Source organism: Brasilonema sennae CENA114 (assembly GCF_006968745.1).
Classification (GTDB): domain Bacteria; phylum Cyanobacteriota; class Cyanobacteriia; order Cyanobacteriales; family Nostocaceae; genus Brasilonema; species Brasilonema sennae.
In genome coordinates this window covers 282,490-305,800 of sequence record NZ_CP030118.1, presented here as the reverse complement: position 1 = coordinate 305,800, position 23,311 = coordinate 282,490, and the positions used below count along the sequence as shown (strand labels likewise).

At 44.1% G+C, this 23,311-nt stretch carries 21 protein-coding genes; 8 read left to right on the top strand and 13 right to left on the bottom strand.

Annotated elements, in window-relative coordinates; all coding sequences use genetic code 11:
- Positions 1-17 precede the first annotated feature (17 nt).
- From DP114_RS01240 to DP114_RS01230, 3 genes are all read left to right on the top strand, one after another.
- On the top strand, positions 18-491 hold the full coding sequence (locus DP114_RS01240) for a BON domain-containing protein (RefSeq protein ID WP_169266966.1): 474 nt from the start codon (positions 18-20) through the stop codon (positions 489-491).
- Between the two features lie 351 nt (positions 492-842).
- A complete protein-coding gene (locus DP114_RS01235) occupies positions 843-1,217 on the top strand; it encodes a hypothetical protein (RefSeq protein ID WP_169266965.1) in 375 nt (124 codons plus the stop codon).
- A gap of 425 nt (positions 1,218-1,642) precedes the next feature.
- Positions 1,643-3,901 (top strand): cation:proton antiporter domain-containing protein, encoded by a 2,259-nt coding sequence (locus DP114_RS01230; protein ID WP_169266964.1) that lies wholly within the window; start codon positions 1,643-1,645, stop codon positions 3,899-3,901.
- A gap of 499 nt (positions 3,902-4,400) precedes the next feature.
- On the opposite strand, the gene DP114_RS01225 is transcribed toward DP114_RS01230, so the two are convergent.
- Both DP114_RS01225 and DP114_RS01220 read right to left on the bottom strand, forming a co-directional pair.
- A complete protein-coding gene (locus tag DP114_RS01225; protein WP_171978083.1) occupies positions 4,401-5,039 on the bottom strand; it encodes a histidine phosphatase family protein in 639 nt (212 codons plus the stop codon).
- A gap of 313 nt (positions 5,040-5,352) precedes the next feature.
- Positions 5,353-6,465, bottom strand: coding sequence for a caspase family protein (locus DP114_RS01220; protein WP_256379410.1), 1,113 nt, complete (start codon positions 6,463-6,465; stop codon positions 5,353-5,355).
- A 105-nt stretch (positions 6,466-6,570) separates the two neighbouring features.
- On the opposite strand from DP114_RS01220, the gene DP114_RS01215 reads away from it, so the two are divergent.
- A complete protein-coding gene (locus tag DP114_RS01215; protein ID WP_169263472.1) occupies positions 6,571-7,068 on the top strand; it encodes a helix-turn-helix domain-containing protein in 498 nt (165 codons plus the stop codon).
- Positions 7,069-7,099: 31 nt separating this feature from the next.
- Positions 7,100-7,774: a transposase gene (locus DP114_RS01210; RefSeq protein ID WP_256379389.1), complete on the top strand. Its 675-nt coding sequence runs from the start codon at positions 7,100-7,102 to the stop codon at positions 7,772-7,774.
- Between the two features lie 48 nt (positions 7,775-7,822).
- Here DP114_RS01210 and DP114_RS01205 read toward each other — a convergent pair whose 3' ends face one another.
- Positions 7,823-8,206 (bottom strand): Pepco domain-containing protein, encoded by a 384-nt coding sequence (locus DP114_RS01205; RefSeq protein WP_169268059.1) that lies wholly within the window; start codon positions 8,204-8,206, stop codon positions 7,823-7,825.
- Positions 8,207-8,683: 477 nt separating this feature from the next.
- Between DP114_RS01205 and DP114_RS01200 the strand changes: the two genes are divergently transcribed.
- Positions 8,684-10,726, top strand: a complete 2,043-nt coding sequence (locus DP114_RS01200; RefSeq protein ID WP_171975234.1) for a DNA/RNA non-specific endonuclease — start codon at positions 8,684-8,686, stop codon at positions 10,724-10,726.
- A gap of 342 nt (positions 10,727-11,068) precedes the next feature.
- On the opposite strand, the gene DP114_RS01195 is transcribed toward DP114_RS01200, so the two are convergent.
- The 3 genes from DP114_RS01195 to DP114_RS01185 all read right to left on the bottom strand — a co-directional run bounded on the left by DP114_RS01195 (position 11,069) and on the right by DP114_RS01185 (position 14,085).
- Positions 11,069-12,619, bottom strand: a complete 1,551-nt coding sequence (locus DP114_RS01195; RefSeq protein ID WP_171975233.1) for a metallophosphoesterase family protein — start codon at positions 12,617-12,619, stop codon at positions 11,069-11,071.
- Between the two features lie 30 nt (positions 12,620-12,649).
- The gene (locus DP114_RS01190; protein ID WP_171975232.1) at positions 12,650-13,621 is read right to left on the bottom strand and encodes a YegS/Rv2252/BmrU family lipid kinase; all 972 of its coding nucleotides are present in this window, start codon (positions 13,619-13,621) and stop codon (positions 12,650-12,652) included.
- Positions 13,622-13,893: 272 nt separating this feature from the next.
- Positions 13,894-14,085, bottom strand: a complete 192-nt coding sequence (locus tag DP114_RS01185) for a hypothetical protein (protein ID WP_169268055.1) — start codon at positions 14,083-14,085, stop codon at positions 13,894-13,896.
- Between the two features lie 10 nt (positions 14,086-14,095).
- Between DP114_RS01185 and DP114_RS01180 the strand changes: the two genes are divergently transcribed.
- On the top strand, positions 14,096-14,530 hold the full coding sequence (locus DP114_RS01180) for an Hsp20/alpha crystallin family protein (RefSeq protein ID WP_169268054.1): 435 nt from the start codon (positions 14,096-14,098) through the stop codon (positions 14,528-14,530).
- 81 nt (positions 14,531-14,611) lie between these two features.
- Here DP114_RS01180 and DP114_RS01175 read toward each other — a convergent pair whose 3' ends face one another.
- Genes DP114_RS01175 through DP114_RS01165 form a run of 3 tightly spaced genes read right to left on the bottom strand, consistent with a single transcriptional unit; the run spans position 14,612 to position 16,094 of the window.
- Entirely contained in the window at positions 14,612-14,755 is a 144-nt protein-coding gene (locus DP114_RS01175) for a hypothetical protein (RefSeq protein ID WP_169268053.1), read from the bottom strand.
- Complete coding sequence (locus DP114_RS01170; RefSeq protein ID WP_169268052.1) at positions 14,756-15,319, bottom strand: antibiotic biosynthesis monooxygenase; 564 nt, start codon at positions 15,317-15,319, stop codon at positions 14,756-14,758. It lies immediately after the preceding gene.
- 31 nt (positions 15,320-15,350) lie between these two features.
- Entirely contained in the window at positions 15,351-16,094 is a 744-nt protein-coding gene (locus DP114_RS01165; protein ID WP_169268051.1) for an SDR family NAD(P)-dependent oxidoreductase, read from the bottom strand.
- A gap of 198 nt (positions 16,095-16,292) precedes the next feature.
- Here DP114_RS01165 and DP114_RS01160 point away from each other — a divergent pair, with 198 nt between their 5' ends.
- Positions 16,293-16,949 carry a TetR/AcrR family transcriptional regulator gene (locus tag DP114_RS01160; protein ID WP_169268050.1) on the top strand — a complete coding sequence of 219 codons (657 nt, stop codon included), beginning with the start codon at positions 16,293-16,295 and terminating at the stop codon, positions 16,947-16,949.
- Between the two features lie 221 nt (positions 16,950-17,170).
- On the opposite strand, the gene DP114_RS01155 is transcribed toward DP114_RS01160, so the two are convergent.
- The 4 genes from DP114_RS01155 to DP114_RS01140 all read right to left on the bottom strand — a co-directional run bounded on the left by DP114_RS01155 (position 17,171) and on the right by DP114_RS01140 (position 23,310).
- Entirely contained in the window at positions 17,171-17,692 is a 522-nt protein-coding gene (locus DP114_RS01155) for a DUF411 domain-containing protein (RefSeq protein ID WP_171975231.1), read from the bottom strand.
- Positions 17,693-17,797: 105 nt separating this feature from the next.
- Positions 17,798-20,149, bottom strand: a complete 2,352-nt coding sequence (locus DP114_RS01150) for a hybrid sensor histidine kinase/response regulator (protein ID WP_171975230.1) — start codon at positions 20,147-20,149, stop codon at positions 17,798-17,800.
- 9 nt (positions 20,150-20,158) lie between these two features.
- Positions 20,159-22,297, bottom strand: a complete 2,139-nt coding sequence (locus tag DP114_RS01145; protein WP_171975229.1) for an ATP-binding protein — start codon at positions 22,295-22,297, stop codon at positions 20,159-20,161.
- Complete coding sequence (locus DP114_RS01140) at positions 22,294-23,310, bottom strand: ATP-binding SpoIIE family protein phosphatase (RefSeq protein WP_246163002.1); 1,017 nt, start codon at positions 23,308-23,310, stop codon at positions 22,294-22,296. The genes DP114_RS01145 and DP114_RS01140 overlap by 4 nt, the downstream gene beginning before the upstream one ends.
- Position 23,311 lies beyond the last annotated feature (1 nt).

Here is a 23,311-nt window from a genome sequence, read left to right as displayed (position 1 = left end):
TAATCAGAGAAAGAAACATGAACAAGATCACTCCTTTTTTCATCAGTTGCATTTTACTTTTCGGTGCTACTGCTTGTCAAAATCCTCCTGCCAGAACTAGCGCAGATGCACCTAATACAACAGCGGAACAAGTGACACAAGCACCATCTGCACAAGCCACAGAAGCTGCTCTGAAAGATGCTCAGAGTGAGATCCGCAAAAAACAACTCAATGCTGACATTCGTGCTCGTGAACAGCGCAACAATCAATTGAATGATGGGAGTGCGACAAAAAGAGCAGCACGTGACATTGAAAGCGAAGTTCGCTCTAAGTTAGAAGCTAATATCCCCAACGGTCATTTAACAGTTGCAGCTTCAGAAGATGGCACAGTAACAATATCTGGAACTGTAGCAAAAAAAGATCAGTTAGCTAAGATTGACACTTTGCCAAAAGAAATCAAAGGCGTTACAAAAATTGTTAATAAAGCCACAGTTGAGCAGACAAAAAGCTAAAAAATCTGATAAATCAGCTAACTCATAAAACTATTGGGATTACATAAAAGTAGGAAAACTATGCAACCCAAAGTGAATTAATAAGCTTGTTTTTTATCATGAATTATTAGTTTTCAAAAATGCGGTCAAGTAGAAGTTAAATTTTCTATTTGATCGTTTTTATAATTTTGTATGGTTTTTAGTTGCCATTAAAGAATTTTAGTGTCGAGAATAATTTTAAAAGTCTCTGTCTTTAGATAGAAGTTTTTGAGTAAGAGCACTTCTAAAGATAGTTTATTCTTGAGTACGGAAAAACATAATCTTATTATTGAACTAAATTTAACAGATTTTTAACAAGGACATCGATCATTTATGGCTAGCGAATCACCTAACAAAGCAGTAGATTCCTCAGATCGCGTTGATAACAATAATTTCGACAGAGGAATTACACCTGCTGAAACTGCTGCTCGTCTTGAAAGAGAAGGAGATCTGTTCAAAGGAACGCCTCAAGAAGAGGGAGGGAACAGTATCGACACCACCAAAGGCTACACAACTGACCAAGAAGGTTTAACAAATAACCACGCGATTGAGCCGGAAATGTACTACGAAACACCGGGTGATGCGCGACAAGTAGAAGCAGAAGATGCTGCAGAGCGTGCTGAAGACCTAGAAGAAGTCAATGAAGATAAACAAGGTGAACTCACAGCAGAGGGTGACCAACGGGGTAAAGGTCCAGGAGCTATCTAATTTTGCTGCTGGAATATTTCTCGCTTTGTTCACAAAAGCTGGGTGGCGATGATTGGGGTTTTGTCCTAATTATCGCTTTCTGTTTCCTAGAGGAGAATGTTCATATTCCGCTAGAAGGTCGGCTGGCTGGTTGTAAATGGCGATAGCTTCGCTTGCCTTATGCGCAAATCCCTCAGCATGAGCGTGAGGCAGATCGCTTCACTCTGGTTGAGCATCGTCAAAGCCGGCGCAACGAAACGCAATCACATCCACACTAGCTGCGTTTGCAGACTGAATGCCGTAGGGTGTATTGCCAACGATGACTACAGAACTGGGTGATATATTAATCCTCCTTTTGAGATGAAATAGCTCTAAGATAGATGATTTTCACTTGTTGAGCATCGAAGATTCTTGTGAGAGCATCTTCAGAAATTTTGATAAAAATCATGAATCCACTCCTCGACCCTTTACTTGCTGCTAGTGCAGTAGCCCAAAAAGGTCCAATCAAGCCCCTTGGTCACCACGAGTTGCTACTGATATTGCTAGAGTTAGCTCTACTGCTTTTGGTCTCCAGAGGCTTAGGTGAGTTCATGCGTCGAATCAAGCTACCACCTGTGGTTGGTGAGTTGCTTGCAGGGGTGCTGCTAGGTCCGTCGGTGTTCGGCTGGCTTCTGCCAAGTTTACAGGAGCATATTTTCCCTAAAATTCAGGCACAGTCTGATCTGCTTTCGGTCGTCTCCTGGTTAGGAGTGCTGTTTTTGCTAGTTGTCACCGGGCTGGAGACAGACCTGAATTTAATTGTTCGCAAAGGCAAAACAGCTCTAGTAATTTCTTTGGGAGGCATTGTCATTCCCTTCGCTACTGGACTGGGTTTGGGCTGGTTTCTGCCAGAGGGCTTTTTAGTTAATCCTAATCAACGTCTGATCTTCAGTCTGTTTATTGCGACTGCTATGAGTATCTCGGCAGTTCCAGTGATTGCCAAAGTGCTGATGGACTTAAAGTTGATTCGACGGGATATTGGTCAGGTTACTTTGGCAGCTGGTATGACTGATGATACCATTGGCTGGATTCTCCTGTCTGTGGTATCGGGGTTGGCAAGTAGTGGGAAATTTGATTTCCAGACGGTATTTCGGTCGGTTGGCGGAGCGGTTCTATTTTTGGGAATTGCCTTTACGATTGGGCGATCGCTCATGTCTTGGGTGTTTCGCTGGGTAGATAATTACATTGGTGGACCAACAGCTAGTTTGTCAGCTCTATTAGTACTAGCGTTAGGTGCTGCTGCCTTTACCCATACTTTAGGAATTGAAGCCGCACTGGGAGCGTTTGTTACGGGGATTTTAGCAGGGCAATCGCCGCGTTTTAGTCGGGAGGCGGGGCTGACTCTAGAACTGATTACCTCTGGGTTTTTGGCTCCTATCTTCTTTGCCACAGCCGGATTAAAGGTAGACTTACTGCAAATACTCAATCCTCAGACGTTGGGAATTGGCTTGCTCGTACTGGCAGTTGCTTGTTTCGGTAAATTCACTGGAGCCTATATCGGTTCTCGTATCGGTGGGTTGAGCCATTGGGAAGGTATTGCAATGGGTTCGGGGATGAATGCCCGTGGCGCAATGGAGATTATTGTTGCCACTATTGGGGTTTCTTTGGGCGTGCTGAATCCGCAGATGTATTCAATTATTGTCATGGTGGCAATTGTAACTTCGTTGATGGCTCCTCCCTTGTTGCGTTGGTCATTGTCCAAAGTGTCAATGAGTGATGAAGAAGTTCAGCGCTTGGAGCAAGAACAACTAGCAAGCCGCAGCTTTATCAAGCGCATTCGCCGAGTACTCATGCCCACCCAAGGAGGACCGAACGTTAAGTTAGCGGCTCAGTTAGTGAGTCATTTAGCACACCAAAATCCCGTAGAAGTGACGATTCTGTTTGCCAAAAGTGATAAAAAAGCCAAGACGAAATCAGCTAATGCGGTAAAAGATACTACCGCAGAAACTGCCATTGCTACAGTAACCGAGAAATTTCATCTACCCGCCGAGTCGCTACTGGAAACTAAGGTGGAGTCGGGAAGCAACAAAGCTGAGGTGATTCTTAAAGAAGCTTGCAAAGGGTATGACTTGATTGTTATTGGCGCAACAGAACGTCAGCGTTCCAAAGGTGCTTTATTCAATTTACTTGTTGATCGGGTAGTTCAAGAAGCTCCTTGCGCCACAATGGTAGTCAAGTCTAATTTATCCGAAGCGGAGGAAGAAACGGATCTGGCTGCTTATCATAAAATTGGTCATATTTTAGTGCCAACCAGTGGAACCGAGTATAGCCAACATGCAGTTGAGGTAGCAAGTACAATCGCCACTCAAACCGGGGCAACAGTTACATTAGTCAATGTCGTCAACCGGACTCAGCAGGAATACATTTTGTTTGAGCAGCAGACGATGAGCTCTGTAACAGATCTTGCCGAAAAGATTGTGCATGAGCAAGCTGAGGTGGGGCGGGGACTGGGGGCATCCGTCAAAACTGCAATCCTAAATGGAAGTCCAGAGTTGGAAATTCTCAAGTTTGCTCGCGTTAATGAAGTAGACTTGATTGTTATGGCTAGCAGTGTACGTACAGTTTCTGGTCGAGCCTTCTTTGGTCACCGCACCGATGCTATTCTCAACAAGGCACCTTGTCCAGTCGCGGTGATTACGCTAGCAGCTAACACGACGAGCTGTTGAGTCAGCGCTGGTACTGTAGCCGCTTTGGTGAAAATTTAGGAAAAAGACCAGCCGTCAGACTACTAGACCTCTTGCAAAAGTCACTCGCCCTTCGGGCTCAAATTCAAAGGAGGGCTAGCCCCTAAGGGGCAAAGCTCGCCGGGGGGATACTCCCCCCGGCAGACTTTGGCGCTACGCAAACGCCCCGCTGCGCTAACAAAATTCAAAATTCAAAATTAAGAACCCCATAACTAAAGTTAGGGGCTTGAAACAAGGATGCTTTGCTTTTTACTTTTTCCATATCTAATATTGGGGCTCGCACCCCAGTTGTTAATTTCAAAATTATTTCTTTCTTGGTTTTTGAACGAGCGAATTTTGAATTTTGAATTGTTTGGTCGCTCAGGAACATTTGATAAACAGAAGGATATAATCGTTCAAATTTATTCCGTGCGTCCTTTGTTTTAAAGCGCCAGTTTACACTCGCCCGTACTTGCCGATCGCTGTTTCTCCCAAGCGAGTATTATGTTCCCGGACGAGAGCGAATATGATCGGGTATATGATGGCGATCGCCTAATATTTCTAAAAGAGGACCATTAACGTCAAATTTAACCATACTTACCGACGCGACCAAAATATTCACCCGATAGCGATAGCGTCCCAAATCTATTCCTAGTAAACTGCAAAGCAGAATCCGAATCGTGGCTTTATGGGATACTACTAAAACATTACCTTGGGGATGTTTTTCTTGAATCTCAGCAATTACAGGCATAGAACGGTTAGCAATATCTACCGCAGTTTCTCCACCTAATGGCGCATTCCAAGCCGGTTCTGTCAACCATTTTACATAGTTTTCTGCATAATTCTCTTGGGCAAACGATTTACTCTTAGTTTCCCATTCGCCGTAACTACCTTCTCTAAGTCCGTCACGCAACTGCATATCCATACCGATAGCATCACAAAATGGTTTAGCAGTTGCAATTGTGCGCTTCATCGGGCTAACATAAACCGCTTCCCACTTCAATTTGTGATAAACATCCGCAAAACTGGATGCCATCTGCATCCCTTCGGATGTCAACTCCGCATCAGTTTCACCGCAGAATTTACCACTTTGACTAAAAGTAGTTTCTCCATGTCGCAGTAAATATAAATTGAGTGTCATAGCTTGTATCGCCATTGCGATAAAGGAGTTTGTGCAAAAATAAAATACCATTAATCTTGCAATCGAGTATGTGAGTGCAGGACAAAGTAATCAACCAAAAAAGTCAATCAACTACAAACTTTTGAAATCGAAGACAAAAGTAGCGGTTTCTGGAGAGGATAATTTACTGGTTGATACGCTCTGCGTAACACTACCCTAAAACAAGCAAATAAAAAAACAGCGGTTTGGCAAAAAAAATTAGATCGTTCCGCTGAGTCCCAAGGGGATACGCTGCGCGTTCGCTCTTAGCGTGCGCTTTGCGCTTACGCTACACTCAAAAAGAGAAAAGAAAAGAAGGGTAAAGGGAAAAAGAATAAAAGTATAAAGGGCTAAAGAGTTCACGCGGCAGAACACGCAACGCGAAAACCACTGAAGTTGTCCCAGCCGACCGCAACGAGGTAGTAGCGAAACGCCGAACGGCAGTACCCGGGACCGTTGCCCCAAGAACCACCACGCAGCATACGATAGTTGAGCTTCTCGGTTCAAAGTTTCCTCGCTGACGCACAGCAATCCTTTCAATAGCATCAACAGCATCCCAATCACCACGGGATACAGCCAAAACTCTCACCCATAATTGTTTTGCTAATAAGAAATCACCCTTGTTTTCAGCTTGAGATGCTTGATACTTCAACGGTTCTACATCTCTAAGTGTGGCAGTTTGTTCTAATAAAATGAAATACATTTTGTAGGGCGGTTCTGCCTGGAGATAAGGATTTTGTGCAGGCTTTTTATAGCGAGCATTCAACTCAGGAACTTGATAACGTAAATATTGTTCTAGACGCTCTACCGTCGCACAATTAGCTTCTCCTTGAATTCGCAAACCTTGTAATAGCGAATGGGTAAATGAACCATGTTGTAATTCATCAATTTCCCAAGACTTTTGGTTAGCTGTGCAGGAATAAAAGGTAATGACTCCCGGATATCTTTGTTGACCAATTCCTAATCCTCCCCGACTAGTTTCATCTCGGCAAGCATCCAAAAATAACACCACATTATCAGCGCCACTGCGGCGCAATCTTTGGGTGATATAATCAACAGGGATTGCTGTATGTTCTACATCACCTGGGTCACTGTCCGAGAACATTAAATAATCTTTATCTTTATATCGATTGCCATGACCTGCAAAGAAAAACCATAAATTATCTTCTGGTTTTAATAAAGGAGATTCAAGATTATCAAATTGTGCCCGTAAAAATCGCCGTAAGTGTCCGAAAGTCGGTTGAGTGGGAATTGGCGGATTGGCTGGAATTGGGGGAGAATCGTCAGTAAAAACGAAAACTTGATCAAACCTGGCTTCTTGTTCAAACCAAGTTGCCATGACAGAAGCATCTCGCTTGGCAAAGTTTAGCGAGCGCAGGTTTTCATAGTGATTAATCCCAACAACAATTGCCCAATTCCTAGTACAGCACGGCGTAAGTTAACCAGGTATTACTGTGGGAGAATGAGTAATTAGATTAAAAGTAGTTTTTGCTGAGAAGCGGAGAATTAGGATGTGGCAGGATTAGCTCCAAAACAATTAAACTTAAGCGATGGCGATCGCTCAGAACTGCAAGAGTTGGTAAACCGACACAATACAGGGCAACAAATAGTACTACGTGCAAAAATAATTCTTCTAGCGTCAGAGGGGAAAAATAATGGCGAAATTGCTCGAACATTAAATATAAGTCTGGATATGGCTCGTTTATGGCGAAACCGATGGTTTAAAACTAGCGATAAAAAGTTGCCTACTTTTGAGAGACTACGAGATTCGGAGCGTATTGGGGCACCAGTAAAATTTAGTATGGAGCAAGTAATCAAACTGTTTGCCCTTGCATGTTCAAAACCCGAAGACTACGGACGACCAATAAGTCATTGGACACCAAGAGAACTAGCAGACGAAATTATAAAGCAAGGGATTATTGAAAGCATATCTGTCCGCCATGTTGGAAGATTACTAGAAGAGGCAGAACTTAAACCCCACCAGAGTAGTTACTGGTTAACCCCCCCCTAAGGACGAAGAATTTGACGTAAAAGTTGAAGATATTACTGGTTTATACATAAGTGCGATTGAACGTTATCAAAACGCAGAGCGTACAATATCAATTGATGAAATGACGGGTATTCAAGCTACAGAGCGTCTAGAAAAAGATTTACCGATGCGACCTGGTAAAGTTGAAAGAAGGGAGTTTGAGTATATTCGTCACGGTACACAGAGTTTAATTGCTAATTTTGATGTCGCTACTGGTAAGATTATCGAGCCTACTTGTGGAGATTCTCGAACAGAAGTTGATTTTGTTCTCAATATTCGTCGAATCATTGAAAGTGAACCCAATGCTAAAAAATGGCATCTAATCATGGATTGTCTGAATACGCATCAGTCTGAATCGCTGGTTCGTTTGGTTGCAGAAAAAGAAGGTTTGAATATCGATCTGGGTATTAAAGGAAAAAGGGGAATACTCAAATCCATGAAATCCCGTGCTGCTTTTTTAAGTGACAAAACACATCGAATTGTTTTCCATTACACCCCTAAACACTCTTCTTGGCTCAACCAGATTGAAATTTGGTTCAGTATTTTGGTTCGTAAGTTACTTCAGCGTGCTAGCTTCAAGAGTCAGGATGACCTAAAAACCCGAATTCTTGAATTTATCGACTACTTTAATAAAACAATGGCTAAACCTTTTCAGTGGACATATAAGGGTAAAGTGTTAGCTGTCTAATACTTGGTTTATTTACGCCGTGCTGTACTAGCCATATTCCAATCCCGATTATTTCCGCTTAAACTTAAAAGTCATCGCTCCTTTGCCTCCTGCTTTACCTCCACCAATCCCCAACAAGCTGATTTTTCCTTCACCACTGATTTCCACCGATAACTGAACCTCATCCAGCTGCATTTTGGAACTGGGTTCTTCCTGTTCATCAAGCATTTCTCTCATTGCTTGCAGAAACCCCTTCATTTCTTCCTTGAGTTTAGTCACCTCAACCGCTGTGCGTTTAGTAGTCACAACTTCTTCCGTGACTTCGACTTCCCTAGTTTCTCCAAGTCTTCCTCCTATATCACGACTGCTTCTAGAACCAGTCGTAGTTTCTGTTTGAGATGTTTCTTCGACAATAATCCAAATTTTTTCTGGGGTTAGGATTTCTTGCGACATACGATAAATTGTTAAACAGCTTTCGATATTAATCAGTTTTCGTAGATGCCCCAGTCTGTTCAGTATAGTTCTTAATGTCTTCAATAAACTCTAGGGGAATTCCGAAGACAATTTGCGGTTTAGTGATAATGAGAAAGATCGGACTTACGCATACTCTACCAATTCTTACCCTTCTTGGCGACGCCAGTCGCCTAGGTTGGGGAACCATCCTGTAGCTAAGGATACATTAAGCTTTTTGGTAATTTTTGCGTAAGCCCTGAAAGGATGACTATTATTCAGTAGTAACACGTAAACTTTTTATAGGCAAAGGAAAATCAACCTAATTGCGACGTAACGAAGCAATCTTACAGTCTTGTTCTTTCGTAACTCGTGCGTAAATCCCATATCTAAAATTGTAGAGAAAATCAATCTGAAATTGATTTCAAATCTTTATTCAGAGGTTATAAACAAGTCAGCTTTATGGAGTCTTAAAAATTTATGTCTGTTAAGACAGTAACCTACGCTCTCGACTTTCTCGACAAGCTAAAACACTTGCGGAACCAGGAGGTTTCCACTAGCCAGGAAACTTTGTTGTCCAACATAGAGCAGCGCGATCGCAGAGCAGACCCTGTAACAATTTTATCCAGACGAATCGAGAACATCGCGGCGAGTGGTTCTGGAGTATCCTCCTTTGATCTAGAGCGTTTTCTTGGGCGTAATGACCTGCTACCCGTTAACTTTCTCCAAAAGGGGACGCTAGCTGCCCGTGCAGTTTGCCGGATTTGGATCGCAGACTCGTTTGGCTCAAATGGAAGCTGGGGAACTGGCTTTCTGGTATCTCCCCGCCTGCTGATTACAAATCATCATGTGATTGAATCTGTTGATGCAGCAATGCGAGCATCAGCCCAGTTTGGCTACGAGATGGACATTAGCGGTAAAATTAATCAATGGAAAGCTTTTAATCTGACTCCTCAGGAAGGATTCATCACCGATCCTGAGCTTGATTTTACCCTCGTCGCCGTTGCTGAAACCTCGGATGATGGAGAAGCTCAACTGGCAGATTACGGGTTTTTGCGTCTCGATCCTACGCTTCACAAGGTAGAACCATTAGAATTCGTCACCGTCATCCAACACCCAGGTGGTCAACCCAAGCAAATTGCTATTCGGGAAAACAAAGTCCTTAAGATTGGTGATAACCAAGATGCCCTTAAAGACAATTTTCTCTGGTATGCTAGCGACACGGCTCCTGGGTCTTCCGGTTCCCCAGCTCTCAATGATAATTGGCAGGTGGTTGCGATTCATCACAGGAGTGTAGTAGAAACTCGCACCCATGAAGGGGTTGAAGAAATTCAACTGAGCAACGGCGAGTGGGTAGCGAAGGAAGAAGCAAAAAATCTGAGTGAAAATCAAATAAAATGGATTGCCAATGAAGGTGTTCGGACAAGCAAAATTCTGGATCAAGTAAACAAAATCCAAACTCAACAGGAGGGTTCCGCCTCCCAGTTGGTTCAAGCTTTCCTTGAAGACGCCAAAAGTATCCGCATATTTCCGGGTACGACTCCCCGCGAAAGCGTGGTCACCTCGACAATCACTACTCCTGCTCCAGTTGCAGAAACTCTCATCCAACCCCAGAGTATAAGTTCCCTTAGATCCGGTACTAAAACTTCTGCCGGAAGTGTTCGCCCACTGAGTCACTATGAAGGTCGCAAAGGTTATAACCCTGATTTTTTGGGCGTCACGATTCCACTACCAGAATTGACACCAGCAGCCCTTGCCTTTGGTCCAGTCGCACAGGTAAAAGGAACACAGGACAACATCCTCCGCTATACGCACTTCTCAATTGTCATGTGTGAAACCCGTCGCTTAGCCTTCTACACTGCTGTGAATATTGATGGCAAACAGTGGGTTGGACTGAACCGGAGAGATGACGAATGGTTCTTTGACCCCCGTATCTCCTCAGAGATGCAAGTCGGAAATGATTTTTACAGCAATGAACCTGGAGGCAACTTTTTTGATCGGGGTCATCTTGTCCGCAGACAAGACCCAATTTGGGGAGAACAAAGCGAGGCAAAGACAGCCAACAGCGACACATTCCACTTCACAAATTGCTCGCCTCAGTACTTTCAGTTCAACCAATCACAGCAGCTGTGGCAGGGGTTGGAAAACTTCATCCTCACTAACACCGATCAAGATGATCTCCTAGCAACTGTTTTCACTGGTCCAGTTTTCCAACAAAGTGATATTGTTCATCGAGGAGTTCAAGTTCCTAAATTTTTCTGGAAGGTTGTTGTAGTAGTAGACAAACAGCGCAAGCTTTCTTCTAGCGCCTACGTTGTCAGTCAGGAGAAATTCGTTCAGAATATTCCCTTTGAACTTCTGCCTGTTGGTCAATTCAATAACTTCCAGGTATCCATTGCTAACCTGGAGAGCAGAATCGGCTTGAAGTTCTCTGATGAAGTCCGCAGGGCAGATGTTTTTACTGGTGATTCTCAAGGAAGACGATTGCGCGGTTTTGCTGACATTGAGCACCCTCGTCGCTAAAAGATAAACTACTGGCTTCGCTCCTGTATTTCCTCTGCGACGGACACTTTCCTCAACGGGGGGGAACCCCCGCACGGAAGTGTCCTCTTCTGGTGCGCCCACCGCGAACTTTGCGGGAGGAACATCCACACCGCAAATTCGCTCTGGTGCGGTTCATTCTTGGGTAATCTTCCGATGCCAAGGGAGTAATATCATGTCCGGTGAAAGACTTATCATTAAGACGGCTCTTAGCAGGGGGCTCTTAGCAGGGAGAAAGAGGATTTCCCGGTTTTTGCACAGATTTTGTAATCACAACTAATTAGCCGGACATGATATAACATTCAGGTAGGTCTTGCACCCAAGTCAAATCTGAAATGACTGCATTTCGTAATTGTGCCACTCTCGCTGATACCATTCAGCAACCAAGGGACGGACAATAAACTTGGGTGTGGAACCTTCCTTAACATCAATACGCAGACATGAGTAAGGTCTTCGCTTTAGAGAGCCATTACCGTTTCGACCAACAAACAGGCGAGAATGCGCCACTAACTTTTGGTCTTCCATCAAATCTGGTCCCTCAGTTCGCTGGCGTCGCAGGCTATAGCCACTTCCACCGCAGACAATCCAATGAATGCGAGAATCAGCACTTCCCGTGTCCACGGTTTCAAGATGTTCCAAGCAGTGAGCATGACCGTTTAAGACTAAATCGACTAACGGACGATCGCCTGTGTTGGAACCTACAACTTCAGCAACGGCATTTAGTACAGTACGCAGGCGATCGCGCACTGCCAAAGTCTGTGACTGATTCCATTTTGTTGTTTCACTAACGTAGGGAGGATGATGAAAATAAATGATTCGTCCCCGCACATCTGCGGTATTCCAAGATTTAATCAGTCTGTGCTTCAGCCATTCGAGCTGGTCGATATCGGTGACCGTTTTTTCGTCAGAGCCTAATTGCTTATCAATATCAACAATCATTTCCTCAATTTGTGATACTTGATGCTGACTATCATCTAGTTTTTCAGCTTCGCTGTGGTTATCCGGATTCAGTTTTGCTGATTCCTCCATAAATTGCATTTTTTGCCGTTCTAGTTCATCACGGCGCTTGGACAATTCCTGCCGAGAAGCATCTCCTTCTTGAGTTGCGGGTAGGGGAAGGGGAGCATTAAATGTATTGGAATCCAGTGCAAAGAAGTCAATTCCACCGTAGCGGAAGCTATAGTAGCGATTGGGAAGGCGGGTAAACTGCCCTGGCTGGTAGCGCAAACAACGCCCTGTATCTGTTTTGGCGGTGTAATGTTCGTCTAGGTGACGAGCTAAATCCCCTGGAAGCATAAATGCTTTGAGGTAATCCAGAAACGCCTTGGCATAGGCGTCACCTTTCCATGAACCATGAGCGCCAACATCAAAGTTTAGCTTTGATGGGAATAAGTGACGTACTGGCATTGCTGCCAAGGATGCCAAGCCATAGATAAGTGGCAAGTCGTAGTAATCGTGATTTCCTGGTACGGGCAGGATTGGTTGTTTGAAAATCATCTGGTCATAAGCAATGCGCCGGTAGTCCTCTCCCCCCAGAAGAAACTCTCGGTAAGGTTTGATAAAGTTTTTCTGGTAATACTCGCTTGACCCCACCAGATAGACAACATCACCTGTATGCAGCATAAAACTGCATTCTTGCTGATGGGGTTGCATGAGTTTGGCAACTTGTCGCTGAGGATTATGTCCTGGGTGTGCCCCGGAACCGCTATCACCTACAACCAAAAACGAGAACTCTGGCTCCTCAGATTTTTTATCATCCAGTACCAGCTGAGTTTGGTCAATTCCCCTTTCCATAATTGCAGGGTCTTGCCATCGCACCCGCTGGTTCATCTTGCGAATTTTGTCGGCAATTGCCGGATCGGATACGAGTTTCAACGCAACTTTCTCCTAAATACATTTCTGATTTTAATCAGAAGAAGGTTGTTTCTCCTCAATTATCAAATTTGGTAGTCCCTCCAGTTTCTCTACAGGTTCTTCTTCTTCGATTGAGGGTACAAATACTTTCAAACCTGCCGGAATGCAGCGAATTTCTACGGGAGTTGTTCCTACAACCTCTCCATCGACAACAATTTTCTGCACAGGGTCAGTTGTGATTTTGAATTGTTTTGCTCGCAAATAACCAATGTCATTTCGCTCGGCTCCATTCCCCACAGAAGCAGATTGAAATAGATGAAAGGCTGCGGCGATCGCCGCCGCTTTATTCACCGGAGCCACTATTGTTACATCCAGTAAACCATCATCTGCGATGATTCCTGCTGGCCCCTGAGCCAAGATTGAAGTGGGAGGAGCTACATTTGCCACTGTAACTGAAGCTGCAGAAGTTTTGATTACTTTTTCTTCTGTCTCAATTTCCACATCAAAGTTTTCTAAATTCCGCAGTTCTTGAAGTCCTGCAAGAACATATGCCAGAACTCCAAGCCGATCTTTTGCTTCTCGGTCTGCTTTGTCTACAGTTTCTGCTTCAAAGCCAATACCTGCGAGCAGTAGCATCGGACTACCGTTACAATCGGCTGCATCTACAGTCCGAGTGATTCCCCCCAAAATGACTTTACAGGCACCCTCAATCGTGTCAGGAATTCCCAATGCTGTGGCAAAAGCGTTTGCTGTTCCGCGTGAAATAATGCCAAACGGAATATTGCTACCCACGACAGCGCCTGCGGCTGCAGAGAGAGTTCCATCTCCTCCTGAGGCAATAATCGTATCTACACCTCGCTTAACCGCTGCACGCGCTAGTTCTTCTGCGCCAATTTCTTTGGTTGTCATTTGAATATCGAGGTCAATTTCCGGCTCTAAAATTGCCTTAATACTTGCCAAATCTTGATCTGAGTCTCCTTGACCTGCAACTGGATTAAAGATAAGGCACGCGGAACGATTCATAGGGTGTAGCTTATGGTTAATGAGTAAAATGTTAGTTTATTATCCTAATGGACGAGAGAGCTTCTCGGCTTCCATCTTGTGGCAGGTTTGTTGCTCCGTTACTCGACACTCTGCCCTCTAAAGAGAGGCAGAAGATTCACAATGCTATCTGGCTCTTCTGCTACATGCAGATTATCGGTTGACGGTGATTGGTTTTACATTCGCGTCCTTTTTAGATTTGACTACCTTCTTTGTCAGCTTTTTGTGGTGATTTCTCTATTAGCTTATATTTCCTAATTGTTGGGTTTACCGTACCAATCAAGACAAGTTTTTCCTACCTTGGATTGTGCCAGAAATAATGTGCGGTAATCATCAATTATTTCGGTGCTATTAACCGTATTTTGATGACTGACAATCAACATTACTATAAGAATCAAAGCTGCTTGATAAATCCTGAAGTCAATAAAGAAATCATTACGAATCACAAGAGGAATTATGGTATTAGTACGTTACAATCCAAGGCTTAAATTGAACACACTGCAACGTCAAATCGACACCCTTTTTGAAGATTTCCAAGCACCAACCTTTACCAAAGCTCCAGCAGCCGAACTGCATGAAACCGAAGACGCCGTACACCTGAAGCTGGAACTCCCTGGTGTTGATGCTAAAGATGTAGATATCTCAGTCACCGAGAATGCAGTTAAGGTGGTTGCTGAGCGTAAGTCAGAAACCAAAACTGACGAGAATGGCAGAACAAGAAGTGAATTTTACTACGGTAAGTTCCAACGAGTCATTCCTCTAAGAACTCGGATTCAAAACACCAATGTGAAAGCTGAATACAAAGACGGGATTTTGAATTTGACTCTGCCTAAAACCGAGCAAGAAAAAAATAAAGTCGTCAAGGTTAATTTGGAACAACCTACAGCATAGAGCTTTTCTCTGTCTAGAGTAGAGAGCTAATTGTATGACATGATATTAAGCCTGGTTGATAAACTTCAACCAGGCATTTTTTTAAGAAAAAGTTGTAGGCGTGTTTTCATGTATGGCGAACCACTTAGAATATTGCTGCAGTACGGGCATTTCCTGTTGCCCACCAGGACGGCGTAGCTGTAAGTCCTCCCAAAGCTTGCGCCAACACAAAGCAGCATATTGCATTTAAGAATTTGGATACAGCCATTTGTAGAACAATCGGGTTATCTGAGGCATGACAACGTAAGTCAGGAGGCACACGACAATCCCAATAGTGATGAGTTGCGCCAGTAATGCAGGGAGATAGGCAACCACAGGACTTAGAAGATATCTGACAGTGGATAGTGTCACAAACACCGCTATCCAGGAGAGTAACGCCATCTTGTAACGCTTAGGAGGAAGCTTTGGCGCTTTTCTCGGTAAGACAAACCAGTTTTCTAAACCTGTGAGAACTTGTACATCCTCACGTGTTTGAATCAGGGGCTTGGCTCGTTCAATCCACTCCCGACGCACATCTGAATTTAGCCATGCTTGTAAATTCTTGTCATGGTCAAAGTGAAGAACAATGATGTACTCTGGATGCAGGTTCTTCTCGGGTCGTAGGATGTTGACTCCTAAATGTCCATCAAATGTTTTAGCGACAGGAATAATTCCTCGCATCCATTCTTCATATCCCTGTTCTCGACCCGGTTTGACTAAATGGGTAATGACTGCTGTGACGTGATGTTCAGTGAATTTAGAGCTGTTCATTGTCTTTAGCAGAATTGCAGAATTGTCTTAATTAAGGCATAAAAATGCCACCGTTTACAGGCAGATATGCTCCCGTAATAAATCTTGCCTGTTCGGATGCCAACAGAAGTACAGCACCCGCGATATCTTCAGGCACACCGATTCTTCTTAAGGGCGTCATTTGGGCGATCGCATCTCTACGTTCCTGAGGCACAAATGCAGAAGCATCTGTTACAGTCAAACCTGGAGAGACAGCATTCACTCGAATGCCATGTGGTCCTAACTCGAACGCTAAACTTTTAACAAACGCATCTAATGCCGACTTCGCCGTGCTATGAGCGGAAAATCCTTGACCTGGAAAACGAGAATATTCGGAACTCATCACAATAATACAGCCCCGTTTTTGTTCAATCATTCCTGGAACGACTGCTTTTGCTGGATGAAATGCAGCTTTGACTTCACCTAACAGTTTTGCCTCAAAGTCCTCCCACTCATACTCGATAAATGGAGCGACTTTAAACGAGCCAGCGGCATTCAAGACAAGCGTGTCGATTGATCCAAACGCTTCTACCACCTGTTGCACCATTGCTTGGGCTTGGCGGTTGTCTTTTACATCGGCTTTGACTGCTACTGCCTTACCTCCCTCGCTGACAATCGCATCCACCACTGATTTCGCCGCCGCTTCATTGCTGTAATAGTTCACGCCAACCGCCGCACCATGCAACGCCAACAATTTCGCGATTTCCGCACCAATGCCTCGGCTAGCACCCGTTACCAAAGCTACTCGGTTCGTCATTAACTTTGTTGTTGCCAAGTCAGTTTCTTTCTAAGAAAGCGTATTCATAATCTTTTCTAACTTACTTACTAGTAAGTAATATAAAATTAAAAACTGCTTTGTGTCAAGCCTGTACAATGTTAAATATTCGCAACACATTGTGCTATATGAGTTTGAATGAGTTAAACTTACTTACTAGTAAGTCATTAGCTCGTGGATATGGCTAGCTCTCAACAAGCAAAACGTAAACGTTCATTGTCGGTACGCGATGCAGAAGCAACAAAGGCGCAAATTTTGGATGCGGCGGAACAGGAGTTTGCGATCGCCGGATTAAACGCCGCTCGCACCGAGACAATAGCAGCTCAGACAGGTGTAACAAAAACCATGATTTATTACTATTTTGAAAATAAAGAAGCGTTGTACCAGGAAGTTCTGAACCGAGCGTTTATCAAGCCTATTGACGAAATTGTGCAATTGAATTTAGAACAATTACCACCGCAGGCTGCATTGGAGAGTTTGACTCAGTTGTTTCTGCAACAGACGTCAAAAAACCCTAACATTGCTTCGATTTTATTTCTGGAAGCGATTCAGAACCGAGGAAAGTATTACCCAAAGCAGTGGATAGAACAACTTTATGGAAAGCTGATTGCAATTTTGGAGCAAGGAATTGCACAAGGTGTTTTTCGTCCTTTAGAACCGAGACACACAGCAGTCAATATTGTGGGAACTTGTGTGTTCTACTTGGCAGTTCATGAAAATGTGAAGCATCTCTGGGCAGGTTCGCGAATGCTCAGTAAAGCCATGCTACAGGAACATGCTCAAGAATCGCTCAACTTTGTCTTAGCTGGTGTACGGGCAGATGTAAACGTGAGTTGAGACTTCGACGCCGCACATTGAGCGATTTTATATGTCGTGATATTGAGAAAGAGGGCTATAGAAGATTTAGCCCACGCAGGTGGGCTTTGTTTCTTTAGCCCCAGGCTTATAGCCTGCGGGCTTTTTGCACATTTGGGATGTTCCGGTGTATCTGTCGCATTCTTTTTTAAAATTGGTATTACGTATGTTTCTCGTTAAATGCTGGCTCTTGTACGTGTGTTTCAATACTCGTTAAATACCGCAACTCTGCTGTTGTTATCAAAAGCAAGCACACTAAATGGATCTTTTTGATTCCCCATTTCCATCCCAGGAGTGCCTACGGGCATTTGGGGCACAGATAAGCCGAGCACATTTGGCTTTTCTTGCAACAGTCGTTTGATGTCTTGTGCTGGTACGTGTCCTTCAATAACATATCCATCAATAATTGCTGTGTGGCAAGATGTCAAGTTATCTGGCACATTGTACTTTTGTTTGACAGCCTCAATATCAGGTGTGCGAAAGTCTTTGATTTTAAAACCATTTCCCTTTAAGTGGTCAATCCACCCACCACAACAAGTACACTCAGGACTGCGATACACAGTTGCATGTAGATTCTGGATGTGGTTGGTAGTGCTTTGAGTATTGACTACAGAAGTTGGAAAAGCAGCTTGAGCATGACTCATAGGAGCATTGCTTCCCAAGATGCCCAACATCCCGACAGTTAGACAAATCGTTACCACAACTCTAGCAACAATACGTCTCATAGTGGGACGTAACGATTTTTGCCACGAATAAATAAATGTTTTAATAAGAAATAGTTTGTAGGGCATTTGATTTGAGAGTTCCTAACTCCTGTAATATATATAATCTTAGTCAGATATTTTTTTAACTAGGCTCGCAATAACAGTTGTTAACTCATCTGGATCTATAGGCTTAGACAAATGCATTTGGAATCCTTCTAAGAGCGATCGCGTCTTGTCTTCTACTCTGGCATAAGCTGTTAATGCCACTGCTGGAATCTCCCCACCTTCCTTTTTAGACAGCATGCGAACCTTACGTATTAAGCTGTAGCCATCTTCTCCTGGCATACCAATGTCACTGACTAAAATATCCAATTTCTGTTGCAAGATGACTTGAATTGCTTCAATAACTGATGAAGCTGCAATCACTTGCGCCCCGGACATTTCTACTGCGGCGACGAGAAAATCCCGCGTGTCAGGTTCATCGTCAACTATCAGTATTCGTACTCCATCAAGTATGGGCACAGGTGTAGAATTACTCAGTACTGAAGAAAACATATTTTCTTCCTCGCTTAAGGAGTCTTTTACTCCCCTGCTTTGTTTAACAAGTGGTAACTGAACTCTAAAGGTTGCTCCTTGTCCTTCACCTTGACTTTCTGCATGAACAGTTCCACCATGTAACTCTACCAGGTGACGCACAATTGCTAATCCTAGTCCTAATCCGCTGTAGATGCGGGTTGTGGAACTATCAGCCTGTCGAAAACGCTCGAACACATAAGGCACAAAATCAGGACTGATGCCCCGCCCTGTATCTGTCACGGAAATTTCGACATAAGAGTTTACAGATTCTAATCGGACTTGAACTCGTCCTCCATTAGGAGTAAACTTAATTGCGTTAGACAGTAAATTCCAAACAACTTGCTGCAAACGGTCAGAATCACCCGCAACTAAACCGGCTGTTGGCTCAAGTACAGACTGTAGTTGAATCTCCTTGGCTTGAGCAGCTGGACGAACTGTTTCCAGCGCCGCCTCAATCACCTCAACTAGTTCAATCGGAGAAACATTCAACCGCAGCTTACCCTGAATAATACGGGAAACATCCAGCAAATCTTCTACGAGTTGGGCTTGTGATTTAGCACTGCGCTCGATTGTCTCCATTGCGCGTGTGGTTGTGGCTGCGTCAAAGCTGCGAGTATTCAGTAATTTAATCCACCCCAGCATGGCATTTAGAGGAGAGCGGAGTTCGTGGGAAACAGTTGCTAAAAATTCATCCTTCATACGATTGGCGGCTTCGGCTGCACTCCGCGCTTCTTGCTCGCGCTCAAGTAATTGAGTTTGTTCGTCTTCAAGCCGTTTTCGTTCGGTAAAATCACGTAAAATTTTGCAAAAACCTCGTAGCTTACCAGTCTCATCTCGTAAGGGTGTGAGAATGCCACTTGCCCAAAAACGGCTGCCGTCTTTCCTAATATGCCAGCGCTCATCCTCAGCCCGTCCTTCACTCACGGCTTTTGCCAGTTCTTGTTTGTCTACGCCTTGCTGTAGATCTTCTGGTGTAAAAATGCACGACGCAGGTTTTCCCAATATTTCTGATTCCTGATAGCCTAAAATATTCTCTGCTCCTAAACCCCACCCAGTAATCCGCCACTGTGTGTCAAAGAATAAAATTGCGTAGTCCTTGACGTTTTCCAACAGCAGACGGCTGCGCTCTTCGCTTGCTCGCAAAGCGATTTCTGCTTGCTTACGGCTGGTGATATCAGCTAAAATGTATACAGCACCAACAAAAGATTTCTGCTTATCTTGCACAGGATCTACTGTAACAGTAAACCACTGTCCCCCAGTGTGAATAACCAAGCTTTGACGATGTAGAGTTTCTTGAACACGAAGGAAGGGATTGACATTACAGCCAGATAGTGGATCCAGCATGAGTTCCTGATGCTGAGAGCCGATAATTTCACTGAACGGTTTGCCCAAAAATTCCTTCATGGCTTTATTACAGCGCACGAATCGACCAGTGCTATCTAGTAAGCCAACGCCATCACGAATAGAGTCGAAAGTTGTTTGCCACTCCTGCACTCGATCTAAAGCTAGTTCCTCAGCCCGCCGAATCCTCAGTAACGCTCTCACCGTGGCAATTAATTCAATCGGCTCAACGGGTTGTGCCAGATAAGCATCTGCACCACTATTTAATCCTTGAGCTTTATCGCGGCTTTCAACAAAATGGGCAGACAGATGAAGTACGGGAAGGTTAGCAGTCGCTGGGTTAGATTTAATCTGATGACAAACTTCAAAGCCGCTCACATCAGGAAGCTGGACATCCAGAATGACTAAGTCGGGTTTAGCTTCAGCGATCGCCTCTAGCCCCATCTCACCCGTGTTCGCCTCTACAACTGCAAAGCCAGCGTTTCGCAACACGCGAGCGACAACATAACGATTGGTTTCGTTGTCGTCAATGTGCAAGATAGTAACTAACGGCTCGGACATAGTTTTTTTTTAGGTATTTAAAGTTAACCCGGCTTTTGTGAGGGCTTCTCGTAGTTGGGTGATCGCGACTTCAACAGTTGGAGTCTGTTTAGAAAGAATGACCACGGTACGTTCAGCCAGATACTTTTCTTCTTCGGCTTCCAGCTGTTTTGAACTATTGACAATTACGGGAATAGTACAAGTTGTAGGATGACTTTTTAGCTGTTCTAGAACTTGCATACCACTTAAAGAAGGCATAGTTAGATCTAAAAGAATACAGGAAGGATTTTCCAGTTGAGCTAAACGAATGCCCTCATGTCCATCCGATGCTTCAATAATCTCCAGAGAAGTTGTAACTAAAAGTTGCTTTAACACGTACCGGGATGTTGAGTCGTCGTCAATGAGTAAGAGTTTTTGTTGCTTGCCCTGTTTGACCAGTGTATTGAGTTTGTCCACCAGTAATAATCTATCTACAGGTTTAATTAAGAAGGCATCAGCTCCTCGCGCCATCGCCTGTTTCTCGTTATCAACAACAGTGCTGACAATAATTGGTATGTTTCGAGTTGCTGCATTGCTCTTTGTTTCAGCTAGAAACGCCCAAGAGTTTTCTCCTTCTAGCAAAATATCCAGGATGATGGCGACGGGCTTATTCACCTTGAGCGCCTGCTTTGCAAGGGATAGTGTTCGTGCCGAAATCATCTGATAATTAGAAGAGTAAAAATACTTCTCGTAGGTAAAAATGGTTTGAGGATTGTCTTCCACAACTAAAATGGGCTGGCGACTCGGATCGATTTGCCAAGTAGGTTGTGAAATTGAGGAAGCTTCTGAAGAATCAGGAAAAAACAGAGGGATAGAAGCAAAAAATGTTGAGCCTTTGCTTAATTCACTATTAACCCAGACGCTTCCTCCTAACAATTCTGCTAGCTTGCGCGAGAGGGGTAGTCCCAAACCTGTTCCTTTGAGTTTTTTTGCGAGTGTAGAATCTATTTGAATAAATTCCTCAAAAATTCGCTCTTGATCCGGCGGTGCAATTCCGATACCTGTATCGGCTACTGAAAAAGTCACCGTGTTACCTGTCATGATTGCTCCAACCCGGACTTCACCTTGTTCAGTATACTTTAGCCCATTGGAGATGAAATTTCTGAGAATTTGAGCAACTTTACCTTCATCAGTGTAAAGTGTTGGAATGCCAACAGGTTCTTCTAAAATCAGTGCCACGGAGGAGTTATGAGCAAGCAAGGGACGCAGCATTCCTCTCAAAGTCGCGAACAAATCGGTGACTTCAAACTGGGTGGGATGGACGACTGTTTTTCCAGCTTCTACCTTTGCTAAGTCCAATAGATCGTTAACTAAATCCAACAGACTTTCTGCTGCTTTTTGAACGAACCGGACTTGTTTGTCTTGGTCTGTTGTTAAATCACCATCCATCCGCTCTAGCAAAATCCGAGACAAAGAGATAATCGAGTTTAACGGCGTGCGAAACTCATGACTCATATTGGAGAGAAATCGAGTCTTGAGTTCATTTGCTCGTTGTAGGAAATCGGCTTTTTCGTCGAGTTCAGCATACAAAGCCACAACACCGCGATTTGTATCTTCTAGTTCACGGTTAAGAAAAATTAACTGCTCCTCACGCTTGCGTATTTCTTCCATTGCGCGGAGGAGTTCTTGGTTTTGGCGTTGAATTTCCTCAAACGGATTTTGGGGCGATCGATTTGCTAACTCATTTTGAATCTGTTGCAAGCGTTGGGGTGTCAGTTTCTCAAGGCGCTTGGGCAATCTCTTCCCCATGAAAACTTGGGTGCCCTGGTTCGGTATCGACTCTATCTTAAACGTGTCCATCAACCGTTGAGCACCAATAATTCCTAATCCCATCCCAGTTTTAGATGTGAATTGCCCATCTAAAATCATTTTCAAGTTAGCAATACCTGAACCTTTGTCCTGTATGCTGATCCATAAATTCTGGGGAGATTCGTCATCTATCGAAAATTCAACGATTGCACCTTTTGCGTACACAAAGGCATTTCGAGCGATTTCTGAGACAGCTGTGGCAAGACGTGCCTGATCTTGGGCATCAAATCCCAAAGCTTGAGCAACCTCGCGTGCCATTTTTCGAGTTAAAACGACATCTTGCTCGTAGCGAATTTCCAAGATGAGGAGAATTGTACTCATGGCAATGCATTCTCACGGACAACCAGCACAGTCACATCATCGCGAAGTCGGAAAAAGTCTCGGTATAAAACGCCAGCAATTAAACTAGGATGTTTATGGATCAGACCTGGATACCGTTCTAATCGCCATTGGGTTCCTAAACCATCCGAATGCATAATCAAAAGTCCACCAGGATACCATTGGTGTGTAAACTCCCTAATTTTGTGGACTTCACACCCAACTGTTCCATTGTAGGAAACTAGATTGTACTTTCCTCCAGACCAAAAGACAGAGCCAGCTATGTTACCTACTCCGGCGAAACGAAGGGATTGATGTGCAAAGTTGATTTCTGCGATCGCCACTGCTGCCCCCCGTGTACTCCGTAAAGCCTGATGCGCTGCTGCTATAATTTCTTGAGGACTGCGGTGAACATTTTCTTGAAAAACTCTCACAGCTTCTGTTGATGCTTGAGCAGCTAGCGAGCCATGACCTAATCCATCAGCAACAAGTACTAAAATGCGCTCTTGACTGATTTCGCACGCCCAAGCATCGCCACAAACCTCTTCTCCTGGTTTTGGCAGGCAAACCACTCCCAACTCCAGATGATCTGAGGATAGATTTGTGGGTATGGGACTAGCCCAGAGGTGGCAAAGGATGGCTGTCCCTATATCCGGAATAGAAGAAATGTCAAAAAAACTAGAAAGACGGCTGATTGCTCCTAATCCATTTCCTGCAGTTCCCCTTGTCGAAAACCCGTCACGCATACACTCGCTGATATTGCGCATCCCTGGTCCAGTGTCCAAAGCCAGAATTTCTAGACCATGAATGTTGTGTTTTGCAATTGCTTGTACCAAGAGTAACCCGTTTTTGGCATGGTGCACAAGGTTATTTGCTATTTCGGTCACCACAATACCAACTTTTCCCTGCTCAGTTTGGTTGAAACCAAGATGAGTTGCTAGGGCGATCGCACTCCGTCGCGCTTCACCTGCCTGACTTGGCTCCACAATTGGTAGGGCGAGGGTGTGTGTGATCATC